The sequence below is a fragment of the Amycolatopsis sp. NPDC041971 genome (assembly GCF_055588925.1).
The window spans coordinates 231,412-246,364 of record NZ_JBVJCE010000004.1 but is presented as its reverse complement, the minus strand read 5'-3'; the positions used below and the strand labels follow the sequence as shown (position 1 = coordinate 246,364).

General features: G+C 67.4%; 11 protein-coding genes. 5 read left to right on the top strand and 6 right to left on the bottom strand.

Going from position 1 to position 14,953, the window contains the following annotated elements; all coding sequences use genetic code 11:
* Positions 1-110: 110 nt before the first annotated feature.
* Positions 111-1,730 carry a ribosomal protection-like ABC-F family protein gene (abc-f, locus tag ACZ6DT_RS11955; protein ID WP_465592550.1) on the bottom strand — a complete coding sequence of 540 codons (1,620 nt, stop codon included), beginning with the start codon at positions 1,728-1,730 and terminating at the stop codon, positions 111-113.
* A gap of 207 nt (positions 1,731-1,937) precedes the next feature.
* On the opposite strand from abc-f, the gene ACZ6DT_RS11950 reads away from it, so the two are divergent.
* On the top strand, positions 1,938-2,183 hold the full coding sequence (locus tag ACZ6DT_RS11950) for a hypothetical protein (protein ID WP_465592547.1): 246 nt from the start codon (positions 1,938-1,940) through the stop codon (positions 2,181-2,183).
* A 175-nt stretch (positions 2,184-2,358) separates the two neighbouring features.
* Here the strand turns inward: ACZ6DT_RS11950 and ACZ6DT_RS11945 are convergent, their stop codons facing one another.
* Genes ACZ6DT_RS11945 through ACZ6DT_RS11930 form a run of 4 tightly spaced genes read right to left on the bottom strand, consistent with a single transcriptional unit; the run spans position 2,359 to position 6,913 of the window.
* Positions 2,359-3,768, bottom strand: coding sequence for a GH1 family beta-glucosidase (locus ACZ6DT_RS11945; protein ID WP_465592544.1), 1,410 nt, complete (start codon positions 3,766-3,768; stop codon positions 2,359-2,361).
* Entirely contained in the window at positions 3,765-4,622 is an 858-nt protein-coding gene (locus tag ACZ6DT_RS11940; RefSeq protein WP_465592541.1) for a carbohydrate ABC transporter permease, read from the bottom strand. Before ACZ6DT_RS11940 ends, ACZ6DT_RS11945 begins: the two co-directional genes overlap by 4 nt.
* The gene (locus ACZ6DT_RS11935) at positions 4,619-5,608 is read right to left on the bottom strand and encodes a carbohydrate ABC transporter permease (RefSeq protein ID WP_465592538.1); all 990 of its coding nucleotides are present in this window, start codon (positions 5,606-5,608) and stop codon (positions 4,619-4,621) included. Before ACZ6DT_RS11935 ends, ACZ6DT_RS11940 begins: the two co-directional genes overlap by 4 nt.
* Positions 5,609-5,611: 3 nt before the next feature.
* The gene (locus tag ACZ6DT_RS11930; RefSeq protein WP_465592535.1) at positions 5,612-6,913 is read right to left on the bottom strand and encodes an ABC transporter substrate-binding protein; all 1,302 of its coding nucleotides are present in this window, start codon (positions 6,911-6,913) and stop codon (positions 5,612-5,614) included.
* A 181-nt stretch (positions 6,914-7,094) separates the two neighbouring features.
* On the opposite strand from ACZ6DT_RS11930, the gene ACZ6DT_RS11925 reads away from it, so the two are divergent.
* The 3 genes from ACZ6DT_RS11925 to ACZ6DT_RS11915 all read left to right on the top strand — a co-directional run bounded on the left by ACZ6DT_RS11925 (position 7,095) and on the right by ACZ6DT_RS11915 (position 13,004).
* Positions 7,095-8,141 carry a LacI family DNA-binding transcriptional regulator gene (locus tag ACZ6DT_RS11925; protein WP_465592532.1) on the top strand — a complete coding sequence of 349 codons (1,047 nt, stop codon included), beginning with the start codon at positions 7,095-7,097 and terminating at the stop codon, positions 8,139-8,141.
* A gap of 193 nt (positions 8,142-8,334) precedes the next feature.
* Positions 8,335-12,084: a glycoside hydrolase family 2 TIM barrel-domain containing protein gene (locus ACZ6DT_RS11920; RefSeq protein ID WP_465592529.1), complete on the top strand. Its 3,750-nt coding sequence runs from the start codon at positions 8,335-8,337 to the stop codon at positions 12,082-12,084.
* 515 nt (positions 12,085-12,599) lie between these two features.
* Positions 12,600-13,004, top strand: a complete 405-nt coding sequence (locus ACZ6DT_RS11915) for a hypothetical protein (RefSeq protein ID WP_465592526.1) — start codon at positions 12,600-12,602, stop codon at positions 13,002-13,004.
* Here the strand turns inward: ACZ6DT_RS11915 and ACZ6DT_RS11910 are convergent.
* A complete protein-coding gene (locus ACZ6DT_RS11910; RefSeq protein ID WP_465592523.1) occupies positions 12,982-13,536 on the bottom strand; it encodes a hypothetical protein in 555 nt (184 codons plus the stop codon). The two genes, ACZ6DT_RS11915 and ACZ6DT_RS11910, sit on opposite strands and share 23 nt — an antisense overlap.
* A gap of 53 nt (positions 13,537-13,589) precedes the next feature.
* Here ACZ6DT_RS11910 and ACZ6DT_RS11905 point away from each other — a divergent pair, with 53 nt between their 5' ends.
* Complete coding sequence (locus tag ACZ6DT_RS11905) at positions 13,590-14,936, top strand: MFS transporter (protein ID WP_465592520.1); 1,347 nt, start codon at positions 13,590-13,592, stop codon at positions 14,934-14,936.
* Positions 14,937-14,953 lie beyond the last annotated feature (17 nt).

Here is a 14,953-nt window from a genome sequence, read left to right as displayed (position 1 = left end):
CCTTTCCGACTTCTCGGCAGGCCGACGACCGGCCTTGTCGAGGGACTGACGCCGGAATGAGCCAGGGGCCGTGAGCGGCCGGAAACCACTCACGACCAGAACGTAAAGCCTCAAGACTCCACAAGCGTCCCGTCGGTCAACCGCACCCGCCGATCCACCTTGATCTCGCTGAGGAAGCGCTCGTCGTGGCTCACGACCACGAACGCCCCTTGATACGCACCCAAGGCGCTTTCCAACTGTCCGACGCTGACCAGGTCGAGATTGTTCGTCGGCTCGTCCAGCAGGAGCAGTTGAGGCGCGGGTTCGGCGAACAGTACGCAGGCCAGCGTGGCTCGCAGGCGTTCGCCTCCGGAAAGCACGCCGACGGGGAGCTGGCTTCGCGCGCCTCGGAACAGGAAGCGGGCGAGCAGGGTCATCCGTTGCGACTCGGGAAGGCCGGGGGCGAACGTCGCGAAGTTCTCCGCGATGGTCCGGTCCAGGTCCAGGAGGTCCAGCCGCTGGGAGAGATACGCGATCCGGCCCTCGGCTCGTTTCACCACGCCGCCATCGGGCGAAAGATCTCCGTTGAGCACCCGCAGGAGCGTCGACTTGCCGGTGCCGTTTCCGCCGGTCAGCGCGATCCGTTCGGGGCCGCGGATCGTCAGGTCGACACCGTCGCCCGCGAAGACGCTCCGGTCGCCGTAGCGGACCTGAATACGCTCGCCGTGGAACATCGTGCGGCCGGCGGGAACGTTGGTACCCGGCAGGATGAGCGCGATCTTCTGGTCGTCGCGAAGGGAGCGTTCGGCCTCGTCGAGGCGGTTCTTCGCGTCGTTGACGCGGGCGGCGTGCGTCTCGTTCGCCTTTCCGGCGGATTCCTGGGCGTTGCGTTTCATGGTGCCGGCGAAGATCTTCGGCAGACCGGCGTTGCCGAGGTTGCGTGCCGCGTTGCCCGCGCGTCGCGCGGCGCGTTCGCGGGCCTGCTGCATCTCCCGTTTCTCGCGTTTGACCTCTTGCTCGGCACTGCGGACATTGCGCTCGGCGACTTCCTGCTCGGCCTTGACCGCCGCTTCGTACTGGGTGAAGTTCCCGCCGTGGTAGCGGAGATCGCCGCGGTCGAGTTCGGCGATCCGGTCCATTCGGTCGAGCAGTTCCCGGTCGTGGCTCACCAGCAGCAGGCAACCGGACCAGTCTTCGAGCACCCCGTAGAGCTTGCGGCGGGCGTCGAGGTCGAGGTTGTTGGTCGGTTCGTCCAGCAGCAGGATGTCGGGCCGTTTCAGCAGCTGCGCTGCCAGGCCGAGGGAGATGATCCGCCCGCCGCTCAGCGTGCGCAGACTCCGGTCCAGTGCGAGACCGTCGAGGCCGAGCCGGTCGAGTTGGGCGCGGGTGCGTTCTTCGATGTCCCAGTCGTTGCCGATGGTGGTGAAATGCTCTTCGCTCGCGTCGCCGGACTCGATGGCGTTGAGGGCAGCGAGCTGCGGAGCGATCCCGAGCACCTCGGCCACGTTCAGCTCGGCGCTGAGCGGCAGCGACTGCGGCAGATAACCGAGGACCCCCTGCGCGGAGACGGTCCCAGAGGCCGGCCGCAGCTCACCGGCGATCAGCTTGAGGAGCGTGCTCTTGCCTGCCCCGTTGGGCGCGACCAGCCCGGTGCGGCCGCCGGGCAGGGTGAACGACAGGTCGTCGAAGACCGGCGTGTCGTCCGGCCAGGCGAAGGAGAGGGCGGACACGACGACGAAAGCGTCTGACATGGAAATGACCTCGTGAAAGGACAGCGGGCGCCTTGAGGCAGCACCGCGGTGGACGTGGCGTGAGGGGACGACGAATCGGCCACATCGGCGTCAGCGCCGGTGGCCTGGCAACTCCGGGCTCACCCGGAGCTGTCGTCTTCACCTGCCACGTCTGGTCTCCACTGCTCGTTGATCAGGTCCGCTCCTACGATAACAAGACCTGCCGGAGTGTGGCCACCGCAATCCCCGCGGCTCGACGTCGGCCAGGGGCGAATTCCGGTACATATCCGTTCATTCACCACGATTCCTGTCGTCGCCGGCACCACCATCACCGGCAATCTGGCGGGACGCGGCGTGTTCGACGACAGTCTCACGCTCGACGCGGTGAAGGTCAGCGACAACGCCGCGGTTCCTACCCTTTTCCGGCTTCCAGGGGCGGCATCCACACGATCAACGCACACGTCGCACTGGTGAAACGGGGCGTGTTGAGCGGCGACCGGCCCGGCAACTGCACCGTCACCGCGGACGTACCTGGCCGCGTGAACGGATTCCGGGCAGGTCTCGGCCGGGCGCTCCCGCGCGTAGAGGGTCAGGAAAGGGTCGTTCAAGACAAAAGATGTGTTGAACGACCCTTTCCTGACACTTGCCCTCAGCTCAGTCCGTTGAGGCTGATCGCCCGTGCGTACCAGAGTGCGCTTCGCTTCGGCGTCCTTCGCTGCGTCGCGTAGTCGACGTGCACGAGGCCGAACCGCTTGGCGTACCCCTCGGCCCATTCGAAGTTGTCGAGCAGCGACCAGTAGAAGTACCCCCGCAGGTCGACGCCGGCCTCGATCGCCTCGTACGCGGCGCGCAGATGCGAGTCCAGGAAGGCGATCCGGTCGGTGTCCGCGATGTCCCCGCCGATGAGGGCGTCCGGATAGGAGGCGCCGTTCTCGGTGATGTACAACGGGATCGGCCGATACTCGCGATGGACGCGAAGCAGGCATTCGGCGAGCCGCGAAGGTTGGACCTCCCAGCCCGAGTCGGTGCGCGGCGCCGTCTCGTCGGGGACGAAATGGACGTCGGGGACGCCGAGCCAGCCGGCGTCCGCCGGTTCACTGCCGGGCCGGAGCGTTCCCGACACCTGGTAGCCGCGGTAGTAGTTGATGCCCAGCCAATCGATCGGGGCGGCGATGGTCGCGAGATCGCCGTCCCGCACGAGCTCCTCGATGCCGAGCGGCGCCAGGTCGGTCAGCAGGTCCGCCGGGTACGAGCCACGAAGCACCGGGTCCAGGAACAGCCGGTTCTGCAGGCCGTCGATCCGGCGCGCGGCTTCGACGTCCACAGTGGAGGATGGATCGACGGCCGACACCGGATACAGGTTCAGCGTGATCCCCGACGCCGCGGCCGGGGCGTGTCTTCGCAGGACGTCCATCGCGAGACCGTGGCCCAGCAGCAGATGGTGGGTGGCGGCGACGGCGGCACGGGGTTCCCGCCGTCCGGGAGCGTGAATACCGGACGCGTAGCCCAGCATCGCGGCACACCACGGTTCGTTGAGGGTGGACCAGCGCGCCACTCGGTCGCCCAGGCGTACGACGACCGTTTCGGCGTACTCGGCGAACCGGAAGGCGGTCTCGCGTGAGGCCCAGCCGCCCTCGTCCTCCAGTGCCTGGGGGAGATCCCAGTGATACAGCGTCGCCCAGGGCGCGACTCCGGCTTCGAGGAGCTTGTCGATGAGCCGGTCGTAGAACGCGAGCCCACGAGGGTTCGGCGTACCGCCGTCGGGCCGGATCCGCGGCCACGACAGGGAGAACCGGTAGGCGCCGAGCCCGAGCCGTCGCATCAGGTCGACGTCTTCGGCGTAGCGGTGGTAGTGATCGGCACCCGGTTCGCCGGTGTCGCCACCGACGACTGCGCCGGGACGGCGGGCGAAGACGTCCCAGATCGAGTCGGTCCGGCCGTCGGCGGCCGTGGCCCCTTCGACCTGGTAGGCCGCGGTGGCGGCGCCCCACACGAATCCGGGCGGGAACAGCAGCGCGGTCTTCGCCCGGACACTGTCGGGATGTGCGGACATGGTCACCCTTTCACGGCACCTTGCATGATCCCGGCCACGATCTGGCGGCCGAGGAGGAGGAAGACGATGAGGATCGGGATGGTGGCCAGGGTGGTCCCGGCCAGCACCAGCGAGTAGTCGACGTAGTAGCCGCTCTGCAGCTTCTCCAGCGCAAGCTGGACGGTGGGGTTGCCGGCGTCCAGCACGACGAGCGGCCAGAGGAAGTCGTTCCACGAGGTCATGAACGTGAACATCGCCAGGATCGCCGCCGCCGGGCGGACCGCGGGCAGGCAGACGTTCCAGAAGATGCGGATCATGCTGCATCCGTCGACCCGCGCCGCTTCGATCAGCTCGTACGGCACCGCGTCCACTGTGTACTGACGCATCCAGAAGACACCGAAGGCGGTCACCAGGTTGGGCACGATCACCGATTGCAGCCCACCCGCCCAGCCGAATTCCGACATCGCCATGAACAGCGGGATGATGCCGAGCTGGGTCGGTACGGCGAGGGTGATGACGATGAACACGAACAACCCGTTCCGGCCGCGGAACCGCAGTTTGGCGAACGCGAACCCGGCCAGCGCCGAGAACAGCACCGTGGTGAGGGTGACCGTGCCGGACACGATCAGGCTGTTCGCGAGCGCCTTCCAGAACGGCACCGTGTCGAACACCCTGGCCGCGTTGGCGAAGAAGTTCCCGCCGGGCAGGAAGGGCGGGACCCGCTCGGTGAGCATCCCACTGTCCCGGCTCGCCACCAGGAATGACCAGTAGAACGGGAAAAGCGAGCCCAGCACGAAGATCGCGAGTACGACGTAGGTCGCCCGGCGCGGTTTGCCGAGCGCCGAAACACCCCGCTTGAGTCCGCTGTGGATGGTCGTCACTTCTTCTTCACCGCCGGGGTCCGGGCGAGCCTGCCGGTGAGGAAGAAGTTCACCAGCGCGATCAGCACGATGATCACGAACAGTACCCACGCGATCGCCGAGGCATAGCCGAGTTCGTAGTTCTCGAAGGCCGTTTGGTACAGGTACAGCGTCACGGTCTGGAACTGGTTGGACGAGCCGCCGTTGTTCGATCCCGGCATGGCGTCGAACAGCTTGGGCTCGGTGAAGATCTGGAGTCCGCCGATCGTCGAGGTGATGGTGACGAAGATCAGCGTCGGCTTCAGCAGGGGCAGCGTGATGCTGAAGAACCGGCGTGCGGCTCCCGCCCCGTCGATGAGGGCGGCCTCGTGCAATTCCTTCGGGATGGCCTGCATCGCCGCCAGCACGATCAGCGCGTTGTATCCGGTCCAGCGCCAGTTCACCATGATCGCGATCGCGACATGGCTGCTGAACCGGCCCGCCTGCCAGTCGACCGGGTCCAGTCCGATGGTCTGCAACAGGCCGTTGACCAGCCCGTACTTCGGTCCGAACAGGTTAGCGAAGATGATCCCGAGCGCCACCAGGCTGGCGGCGTAGGGAAGCAGGACGCCGACGCGCCAGCCGGTCGCGCCACGGAGCCTGGCGCTCAGCAGCGCCGCCAGGAGCACCGCGATGACCAGCTGCGGAACGCTGGAGAGCAGGAAGATGCTGACGGTGTTCTCGAGCGCGTTCCAGAATTGCGTGTCGGCGAACAGCTCCTTGAAGTTGTCCAGCCCGATGAAAATGGGGTTGTCATCGCCCGCCTCCCAGCTGAACAGCGAGACGTACGCCGTGTAGAGCAGCGGGAACAGTCCGACGATCCCGAACACGATGAAGAACGGGGCGATGTAGAGGTACGGCGAGACCTTGACGTCCCAGCGGCTAAGCCGGTGGCGGAGGGTGGGCCGGGGTGACGTGCGCACCCCGGCCTTCCTCCCCTCCGGCGCGATCTTGTCGGCGACGGTCATCGGTCAGCGCGTGATCTTCTTCGCTGCGTCGAGCAGTTGCGTCCAGCCCTCGTCCGCGGACTTGCCCTGTTCGACGGCCTGCAACGCGGGGCTCGACGCGTTCTCCTGGATCTGGCCGTCACCCGGGCCCTTGTACTGCGGCTTGGCGACCTTCTTGGCCTGTTCGGCGAACAATCGGCCGATCTTGGCGCCGCCGAAGTAGGCGTCGGTCTCGCTCAGCAGTGCCGGGTCCTCCAGCGCCTTGACCTGGCTGGGGAAGGTGCCCTTCGCCTGGAAGGCCTTGATCTGCTGCTCGGGCGCGGTCAGCCAGGCGGCGAGTTCGGCCGCCTCCTTCGGGTGCTTCGACTGCGTGGGCACGCTCAGATACGAACCGCCCCAGTTCCCGCCGCCGCCGGGGAAGGCCGCGGTGACCGCCCACTTGCCGGCGTTCTCCGGGCCGGAGTGCTCCTCGATCACGCCGAGCATCCACGCGGGGCACGCCTTCGTGGCGAAGGCGCCCTGTTTGAACCCGGAGTTCCACTCGTTGCTGAACGCGGTCAGCTTGGCCGACTGTCCTTTCGCGACGGCGCCGGTCACCTTGGTCCAGGCGTCCTTGATGCCCTGGTTGGATTCCACCGCGAGCTTGTCGTCGGTGCCGAGGTAGCCGCTGGGGAGCTGGTTGACCATGGCGTTGAAGTTCTGCGCGGCAGAGTCGAACCACGCCTTCCCGCCGGTCTTGTCGACGTACTGGTCGCCCGCGGCGAAGTAGCTGTCCCAGGTGGCGAACAGGGGTTTGACCGCTTCGGGATCGGACGGGAGCCCCGCCGCCTCGAGCATGTCCTTGCGGTAGCACATCGCCAGCGGGCCGATGTCCGTGCCGTAGCCGATGACCTTGCCGTCCTTGGTCTTCGCCGCGTCGTACTTCCAGCCGAGCCAGCGGTCGGGGGAGGCCTCCGCCGGGCCGATCCTGGGCAGGTCGTTGAACTTCGAGCCTTTGTCGAGGACGTTCGACAGATGCCCTTCCTCGACGGCGGTGACGTCGGCGAGGCCGGAACCCGCCGCCAGTTTCGTGATCAGGTCCTGGTGGTACGGCCCGCCCTGGCCGGTCTTGCGGTGGGTGATCTCGATGTTCGGGTGCAGTCGTTCGTACTCGGGAATGAGTGCCTCGTAGCCGAACTCGGTGAAGGTCGCCAGCGACAGCTCGACCTTCGCGTTCGGGTCCGACGCCGCGGGCGTCGCGCCGTCGTCACCGCCACACGCCGCCAGTCCGAACGCCGTCATGGTGATACCCAGTGCCAGCACCAGGCCGTTCCGGATGCTTTTCACGTCTTTGCCCCTTGCAGGTGGGTGTGACCAGGAAGTGGGAGCGCTCCCAGGATGCGCAGAGTCTGTCGCCGAGGTATGGCCGTGTCAAGGGCTCGTAATGAGAGTGTTTCCATCAGGGGAGCGCTCTCAGTACCGCCCGCCGCCGGACACTAAGCTGTCGGTGTCCGGATGCAATTGAAGGGTGAAGGTGACGCGGGTGGGGCCTCGACCAGGGGAAGACGGCAGGCCGACGCTGGAAGACGTCGCCGCGTCCGCCGGGGTCAGCCGGTCGACGGCGTCCCGGGCGCTGAACGACGACGGCTACGTCAGCGCGCGCTCCCGCGAGCGGGTCCAGGCCGCGGCCCGCGAACTCGGCTACTCCCCGAACCAGGCGGCCAGATCCCTGGTGACCAGGCGGACCGGAGCGGTCGCGGTCGTGCTGTCCGAGCCGGAGGCGCGGCTGCTCGACGACCCGTACCGCACCGCGGTGATGCGCGCGGGCTACCGCGAACTCGCCGACATCGGCTGCCAGATGGTCTTGATCTTCAGTGACACCCGCGAGGACCTCGACCGCACGGTCCGGTTCCTCGACGGCGGGCATGTCGACGGCGTGCTGCTGTTCGCGCCGCACCGCACCGACCCGTTGCCCAAGGCGTTGCGGCAGTTGAGGATCCCGGTGGTGTACGGAGGACAGGCGGCCGGGCTCAAACGCGGTGTCCACGTCGTCGACTTCGACAACGAGGGCGGCGCGAAGCTGGCTGTCGGGCATCTGGTCGAGGCGGGCCACCGCCGGATCGCCACGATCGCCGGTCCGCAGGACCAGAGCGCGGCGATCGACCGGCTCTCCGGCTGGCGCAAGACCCTGCTCGACGCCGGGCTCGACCCGGCGGACCTGGTCGAGGAGGGCGACTTCACCCTCACCGGTGGCGCGAAGGCGATGTCGAACCTGCTCGCGCGGCGCCCCGACCTCGACGCCGTCTTCGTGGCCAGCGACATGATGGCCCTCGGCGCGCTCCGTACGTTGCATGCCGCCGGACGGCGGATCCCCTCCGACATCGCCGTCGTCAGCTTCGACGACAACGCGACCTTGGCGCCGGAGATGGACCCGCCGCTGACCTCGGTGCATCAGGATCCGCGCGAGCAGGTCCACGCGATGGTCGAGACCCTGCTGGCGCTGATGGACGACCGGGAGCTCAAGCCCCGGCAACGGATACTGCCGGTGTCGCTCACTCGTCGCGCTTCGAGCTGACCTCGCGTCCTACCGGGGCGCGCCGCAGGTCCCTGTGATCCGACTGTGACTCGGCGAGACCTTGACCCTGAACCCGCCACCTATTTGGCCCACGACAAGGGAAGGATCTTGGTCTTCCGTCCCGGTACCGCGGTGCGGGATCGTCGACGGGTCAGCTTCCGGCTCAGCCGAACTCACTGGGAGGTTGAACGCAGTGCTGCGAACACGCCCCGTCTTCCTGGTCCTGGCGATGCTCGCCGGGACCCTCGTCGCGGCCGGTCCGTCGGCCGCGGCCGACGGACCACCCGCCGACGTCCAGTCCTACCTCGACGATCCACGGAAAGTCGCCGAAGGTCAGGAGGCACCGCACGCCTACCTGCGTCCTTACGCGGACGTCTCCGCCGCTGCCCGCCGCGATGAACACAGTCCGTACACGCGGTCACTCGACGGCAAGTGGCGGATCGCGATGGCCGACAACCCGTCTCAGGTCCCGGCGGGATTCCACGAGGACGGTTACGACGCGTCGCGCTGGCGCGAGGTGTCCGTACCGCACACGTGGCAGACCGACGGTCTGGACCACCCCATCTTCCGCAACATCGCCACCGAGATCCAGCCCGACGACCCACCGCGCGTCCCGCGTGACGTCAACCCGACCGGCGCCTACGTCCGCGACTTCACCCTGCCCGCGGACTGGACCGAACGCGAGACGTTCCTGCGCTTCGACGGGGTCACGTCCGCGTACTTCATCTGGGTCAACGGGAAGTACATCGGTTACGACCAAGGCGGCTACACGCCGGCGGAGTTCGACATCTCCTCCGCGCTGCGCCCGGGTCAAAACCGGATCGCCGTGCAAGTGCACCGCTGGAGCGCGGGCGCCTATCTGGAGGACGTCGACCAGTGGCGGTACTCGGGCATCTTCCGCTCGGTGACCCTGCATTCGGCGCCGGGGACGTTCATTCAGGACGTCGGGCTGACGACCGACCTCGACGCGACCTACACCGACGCCACCCTCAAGGCCTCGATCGAGGTCGCCACGAAACCCGGCGGGACCACGGGCAAGCATCGTGTCGGACTGAGCCTGCGCGACGCCGAGGGCAAGGAGACCGGGTCCGCGAGCGGCGAGGTCGACGCGGGTGGCAAGACCACGCTGAACCTGCCCGTCCGCAACCCCGCGAAGTGGACCGACGAGACACCGAATCTGTACACGGCCGTCCTCACGTTGGCCGCGCCCGATGGCCGCGTCACGCACATCACCAGTGAGACGGTCGGGTTCCGTGAGCTCGAGATCCGCGACAAACAGTTGCTGGTCAACGGGAAACGGGTGCTGTTCAAGGGCGTCAACCGAGCGGAGACCGACCCGGATCACGGCAGGCACGTGCCCCGGCGCGCGCAGGAACGCGACGTCGCGCTGATGAAGCAGCTCAATGTCAACGCGGTCCGCACCTCGCACTACCCGTCGGACCCCTACTTCTACGAACTGGCCGACCGGCACGGGCTCTGGATCGACGACGAGATCGACATCGAGACCCACAACCACGAGAACTGCGCTCAATACTGCCAGGCGAACGACCCGGCCTGGCGGGACGCGTTCTTCGACCGCATGATCGGCATGGTCGAACGGGACAAGAACCATCCGAGTGTCTTCCTTTGGGACACCGGTAACGAGGCCGGACTCGGTGCGCATCATTTCGCGCTGGCGGAATGGCTGGACGCGAACGAGCCGACCCGGCCGATCTACCATCAGTCGAACAACCCGGACGGCGACGCGCCCTTCGCCGACGTGTGGGGGCCGCGCTACCCGTCTCCGGAGAAGTTCGCCGAACAGGCGAAGAACACCACCAAACCCCTGATCTTCGGTGAGTACGCCCACGCGATGGGCAACAGCCTCGGGAACTTCCGGGAGTTCTGGGACACGATCCGGGCGAACCCGCAAGCCCAGGGTGGCTTCATCTGGGACTGGGCGGAGCAGAACATCCGGCAGCGGATCCGGACCACGCCCGATTCGTCGGGCAACGACATCTCGGCGCATCTCAGCGGCAAGCCGGATCTGGTCGACGGCCGCCGCGGCAAGGCGCTGGCGCTTTCCGGACTGGACGATTTCGTCGAGGTCTACCGCGACCGGAAACTCGACATCACCGGGAAGGCGCTGACCCTGGACGCCTGGGTGAAGCCGGGGAAATGGACCGGCGACTTCCGCATCCTCGGCAAGGGCGATCACCAGTTCGCGCTCAAGATGAAGACGCGGGACACGCTGGAGTTCTTCATCCACAGTGGAACGTGGCAGGCGGTGCAGGCCAAGGTGCCCGCCGACTTCTACGGCAACTGGCATCGGGTGAGCGGCACCTACGACGGCACGGCCCTGCGGCTTTACCTCGACGGCAAGGAGATCGGCAGCAAACCGTTCACCGGCGCGATCGACCCGTCTTCGGCGGAGGTCAACGTCGGCCGCGACTTCGAGACGTCGTGGAACGACCCATCGGACATCGGCTGGATGGGACGCGGCGCCGTCGACGACGTCCGAATCTACGACAAACCGCTTTCCGCCGCGGAGTTGTCCGGCGCCGCCCCGGCGGGCGGTGCGGTGCTGGCGCTGGACTTCGACAGCGTCGCGGACCGGGGGAGTCACCTGTCCTACGGCTCCAGTCTGTCCGGTGTGGACGGTCTGATCGACTCGGATCGTTCGGCGCAGCCGGAAACCGCACAGATGGCGTGGGCACACCAGCCGCTCCGGTTCGCCTACTCGGGTGGCTCGTTGTCGGTGACCAACGAGCGGCAGTTCAAGGGCACCGACGAACTGAACCTGCGGTGGCGGATCCAGGAAGGCTCACGGATCGTCGCCCGCGGCGAGCAGCCGTTGCGGGTCGGCGCGGGGGCGACCGGTCAGGTCGCCGTTCCGGTGCCTTCGAACCCCGCGGATCGTGAACGGTTCGTCACCGTCGAGGCGGTGACGACAAAGGGCGAGCCCATGCTCGCGCGGGGACATGTCCTGGCGCACGACCAGTTCTCCCTGGGCGGCAAGCGGATTCCGGGCCTGGACCGGACGCCGCTAGACGGGAAGACCGTCGAGGTCGTCGAGGACGCGGCTTCGGTGACGGCGTCGGCGGCGGAGGTCACGTACAAGGTGGACAAGGCGACCGGTGCGCTGAGGTCCATCCGGCATCAGGGCAACGAGCTGCTGACCGCCGGCCCGAAACTCGACGCGTGGCGGGCGCCCATCAGCAACGAGACCTTCGCCTGGGGCAGGGCCGAGGGCGAGGACTGGCGTAAGGCGGGCCTGGACCGGTTGAAGACCACGGTCACGGGAGTGCGGGTCGAAAAGGACGGCTCGCGAAGCGTACGGGTGATCGTCGACAGCCGGGTCGCGGCGCCGGACGTCGCAGGGGCGTGGTTCGACCAGACGATGACCTACACCGTCGACCGGACCGGAACCCTGAGCCTCGGCAACCGGGTGGTGCCGCAGGGGAGTGTGCGGACTCTGCCGTATCTGCCCCGGATCGGCGTCTCACTGGCCGTGCCGGACCGATATGACCGGTTTGCCTGGTATGGGCGGAAGGCCGAGAGCTACGTCGACCGCCGGGACGGGACGCCGATCGGCGTGCAGTCGAGCACGGTGGACCGGCAGTACGTCGAGTACCACCGGCCGCAGGACCACGGCAACCACACCGACAGCCGGTGGGCGCTGCTCGCCGATGGCCGGACCGGTGGCCTGCTGGTCGGGGGAGCGAACGACGTCAGTGTGACACCGTTCGACGACCTCGATCGAGCGGCGTACCCGTTCCAGTTGCAGCGCAACAAAGGCTGGTTCACGCTGCACGCGAGCCACGCGGTGACCGGAGTCGGGGATACGCCGAACCCGGTGCGGGAACCCAGTCAGGTCCGGCCGGATAGTACGTACGAGTACACGCTGTCGCTTCGGCCGTTGACCCGGCAGGAAGCGCGGGCGGGGATGCCGGTCGGCGGCTGACGTTCGGACCTGGCGAGTGGCGATTCGGGTTCTGGTGGACCTGTATTTGCCTATCCACGGGAATCCGGCCTGGTCTCGCTGCCGTGTGGGTTCGTGCTGGGTGGTGTGAGCGGGGAGGGTTCCGGGCGAGACCGCAACGCCCTCTCGACGATGGAGGAATCGGGACATTCAACGTCCCGATTCCTCCATCGTCGACATCCCGGCGCGCGCTGAGCGCGCGAGACCGGCCTGGTCAGGCGTTGGTAGCGAATACCGGTCCGTTCTAGCCCTGATCGCCACTCGCGACCCCCTGTACCGACGTCTCACCGTTCGTATCCGTCACGCCCGCACCACTGCGGAACACCTGGGGAAGGCTCGCTCTCTCGGTCGCCACGGCCAGGTCACGTCAGCAACGACGAGAAACAGGGTTTCATGATCAACTTACGCTACGTGGCATTGGGTCGGAACCGTCATCACCACTCACGAGTTGCGGCAGTCGATAGGCTTGATCCTCGACTGCGAAGGAGACTGAATTCATGGCGGAATGGGCCGATCTGGTCGCGTTCGTACGGCAGGAATACCGGGTGATCAAGGACGAACCGGATGAAATTCGCATCCGGCTGTCCTACGGCGACGACGACTACGAAGAGCGAGCCCAGACCGTGGTCGTCGCGCGGGAGGTCTTCGACCGCCGCGAGGACTGGGTGCAGATCGCGACACCGTTCGCGCGCGTGGACCAGGTGGACCTCACGACCGTGCTGACGGAGATCGGCAACACGATCGTCGTCGGGGGACTGGTGGTCATGGGAGAGCACCTGGTGTTGCGCCATTCCTTGCCGTTGGTGAACCTCGACATCAACGAGTTCACCGACCCGCTCGAACTCGTCGCGGGTTCGGCGGAGCTGCTGGAGCAGCAGTTCACCGGACGCGACGACTACTGAGTCCGAGGACCTCCTCGAAGGAGGTCACGCGTTCGCATTCCTCTTTGGTGAGCTTGTCGATAGCTGCCCGGTACGCCTGCGCTCGGGCCGTGCCGGGCAGTTCTCCCTTGAGAAGGTGTGGGAGTCCGAGTTCGAAACCGCAGCGGGCGCGCACTCCGTAGCGGTGCCGGGTGCGGGCGACGGCGGTGGCGACGCGGAGCCCGTGCTCGGTGCCCGGGGGCGTCGCGGGCTTGTCGGTCTCGATGGCCGCGAACCGGAACCCGTTGGCCCGATCGCATTTCCCGCAGCCAACGGGACCGGCGCCGAGCACGTTGCCACAGTCGTCGCAGGACAACCTGTCGAGGGCGGCATCGATCACACGCCATTCGAACGCGGAAGCGTCGGCGACGACCAGTCCGGCGAGGTCGGTCTCCGCTTCCGTCCCGGCGGTGACACCGTATTCAACGAGGAACAACCGCCATCGGTCCTGGATGCTCGCTTCGACGGCGGCCAGGGCCTCGGCGGGGCCGCCGCCGCGCGGAAGAGCGGTCATGGCAAGACCCTAAACCGCGTACCTCCCGGCTGTTTCCGCGGATAAGGTGCGATATGGGTTCTTCGAGATGGGGCGGGCTCGCGGCCCTGCTCGCCGGGTTCTTCGTGCTCCTGCTGGACACGACGATCGTCGCGGTGGCGAGCCCGAGCATTCAAGCGGATCTCGGCGGGGATGTCGCCGCGCTGTTCTGGGTCACGGCGGGCTACCTGCTCGCGTTTTCGGTCCCGTTGCTGGTCGCCGGCAGGCTCGGCGATCTCTTCGACCCCAAGCGTGTCTACCTGTTCGGCATGGGAGGCTTCGGCGTCGCCTCGGCGCTGTGCGGGCTCGCGCCGTCGATCGGCTGGCTCATCGCGTTCCGGATCCTGCAAGGTCTGGCCGCGGCCGCGATGTCACCGCAACCACTCACGTTGATCCGGCGGCTCTTCGCCGAAAACGAGCGGGGTCGCGCGTTCGGCATCTGGGGCTCGGTGGCCGCGGCCGCCACCTTGCTCGGCCCCGTACTGGGTGGGCTGCTGACGGCGAGCCTGGATTGGCGCTGGATCTTCTGGGTCAACGTGCCGCTCTGCGTCATCGCCGTGGTCGTGGGCGTCCGCCTGATTCCGGGAAGCCCGGGAAGCGCCACCCGGTTCGATCTCCTCGGCGCCGTGTTGAGCACGGCCGGTCTCAGCCTTCTTGTGTGGGCATTGCTGTCCTGGGGCCCGCTTTCGCTGCCCGCGACCGTCGTCGCCGTCGGGTTGCTCGGGTGCTTCTATCTCCGGGAACGAGGGCAGGGCGCGGACGCCCTCGCTCCGTTGCGGCTCTATCGCTCGTCCGGGTATTTGTCCGCGAGCCTCGCGATGGCGTCGCTCGGCGCGACGGTTCTCGCGATGGCACTGCCCACCATGCTCTACATCCAACAGATGCGTGGTTTCGGCCCGATGGAAGCCGCGATGGTCCTGGCGCCGGACGCCGTCGTCGCGATCCTGTTGTCGCCACCGGCAGGCCGCTGGGTCGACCGGGTGGGCGGGCGCCGGCCGGCGATACTCGGCATGAGCCTGCTCGCGACGAGCCTGCTGCTCATCGGTCTCGTGGTCGTGCTGAAACTGAACCCCTGGTGGATCACGGTGGGAGCCGCACTTCTGGGTGCCGCCAACGCGATGGCCTGGTCGCCACTGTCCGCTATCGCGATGGCGTCCGTCGATCCGGACGCCGCGGGTGGCGCCTCGGGACTGTTCAACACGGTCAGGCAGGTGGGTGCGGTGACCGGGGTGGCGGTGACGGGTGCGATCCTGGCGGGGCTCGAATCGCGGCCTGTGCTGGCTTTCGGCGTCGTATTCGGTTTTGTCGGTCTCGTGGCTGTTGGTGGTGTTGCCGCCGCGCTTCGACTTCCGGATCGCTCGCGGGTCGTTGAGGTGGCTTGATGGCCGCCTTCGCAATT

Bases quoted from the DNA above. Each gene is read 5' to 3' on its own strand.
- abc-f (WP_465592550.1), bottom strand. From the start codon at position 1,730: ATGTCAGACGCTTTCGTCGTCGTGTCCGCCCTCTCCTTCGCCTGGCCG.
- ACZ6DT_RS11935 (WP_465592538.1), bottom strand. From the start codon at position 5,608: ATGACCGTCGCCGACAAGATCGCGCCGGAGGGGAGGAAGGCCGGGGTG.
- ACZ6DT_RS11915 (WP_465592526.1), top strand. From the start codon at position 12,600: ATGGCGGAATGGGCCGATCTGGTCGCGTTCGTACGGCAGGAATACCGG.
- ACZ6DT_RS11910 (WP_465592523.1), bottom strand. From the start codon at position 13,536: ATGACCGCTCTTCCGCGCGGCGGCGGCCCCGCCGAGGCCCTGGCCGCC.
- ACZ6DT_RS11905 (WP_465592520.1), top strand. From the start codon at position 13,590: ATGGGTTCTTCGAGATGGGGCGGGCTCGCGGCCCTGCTCGCCGGGTTC.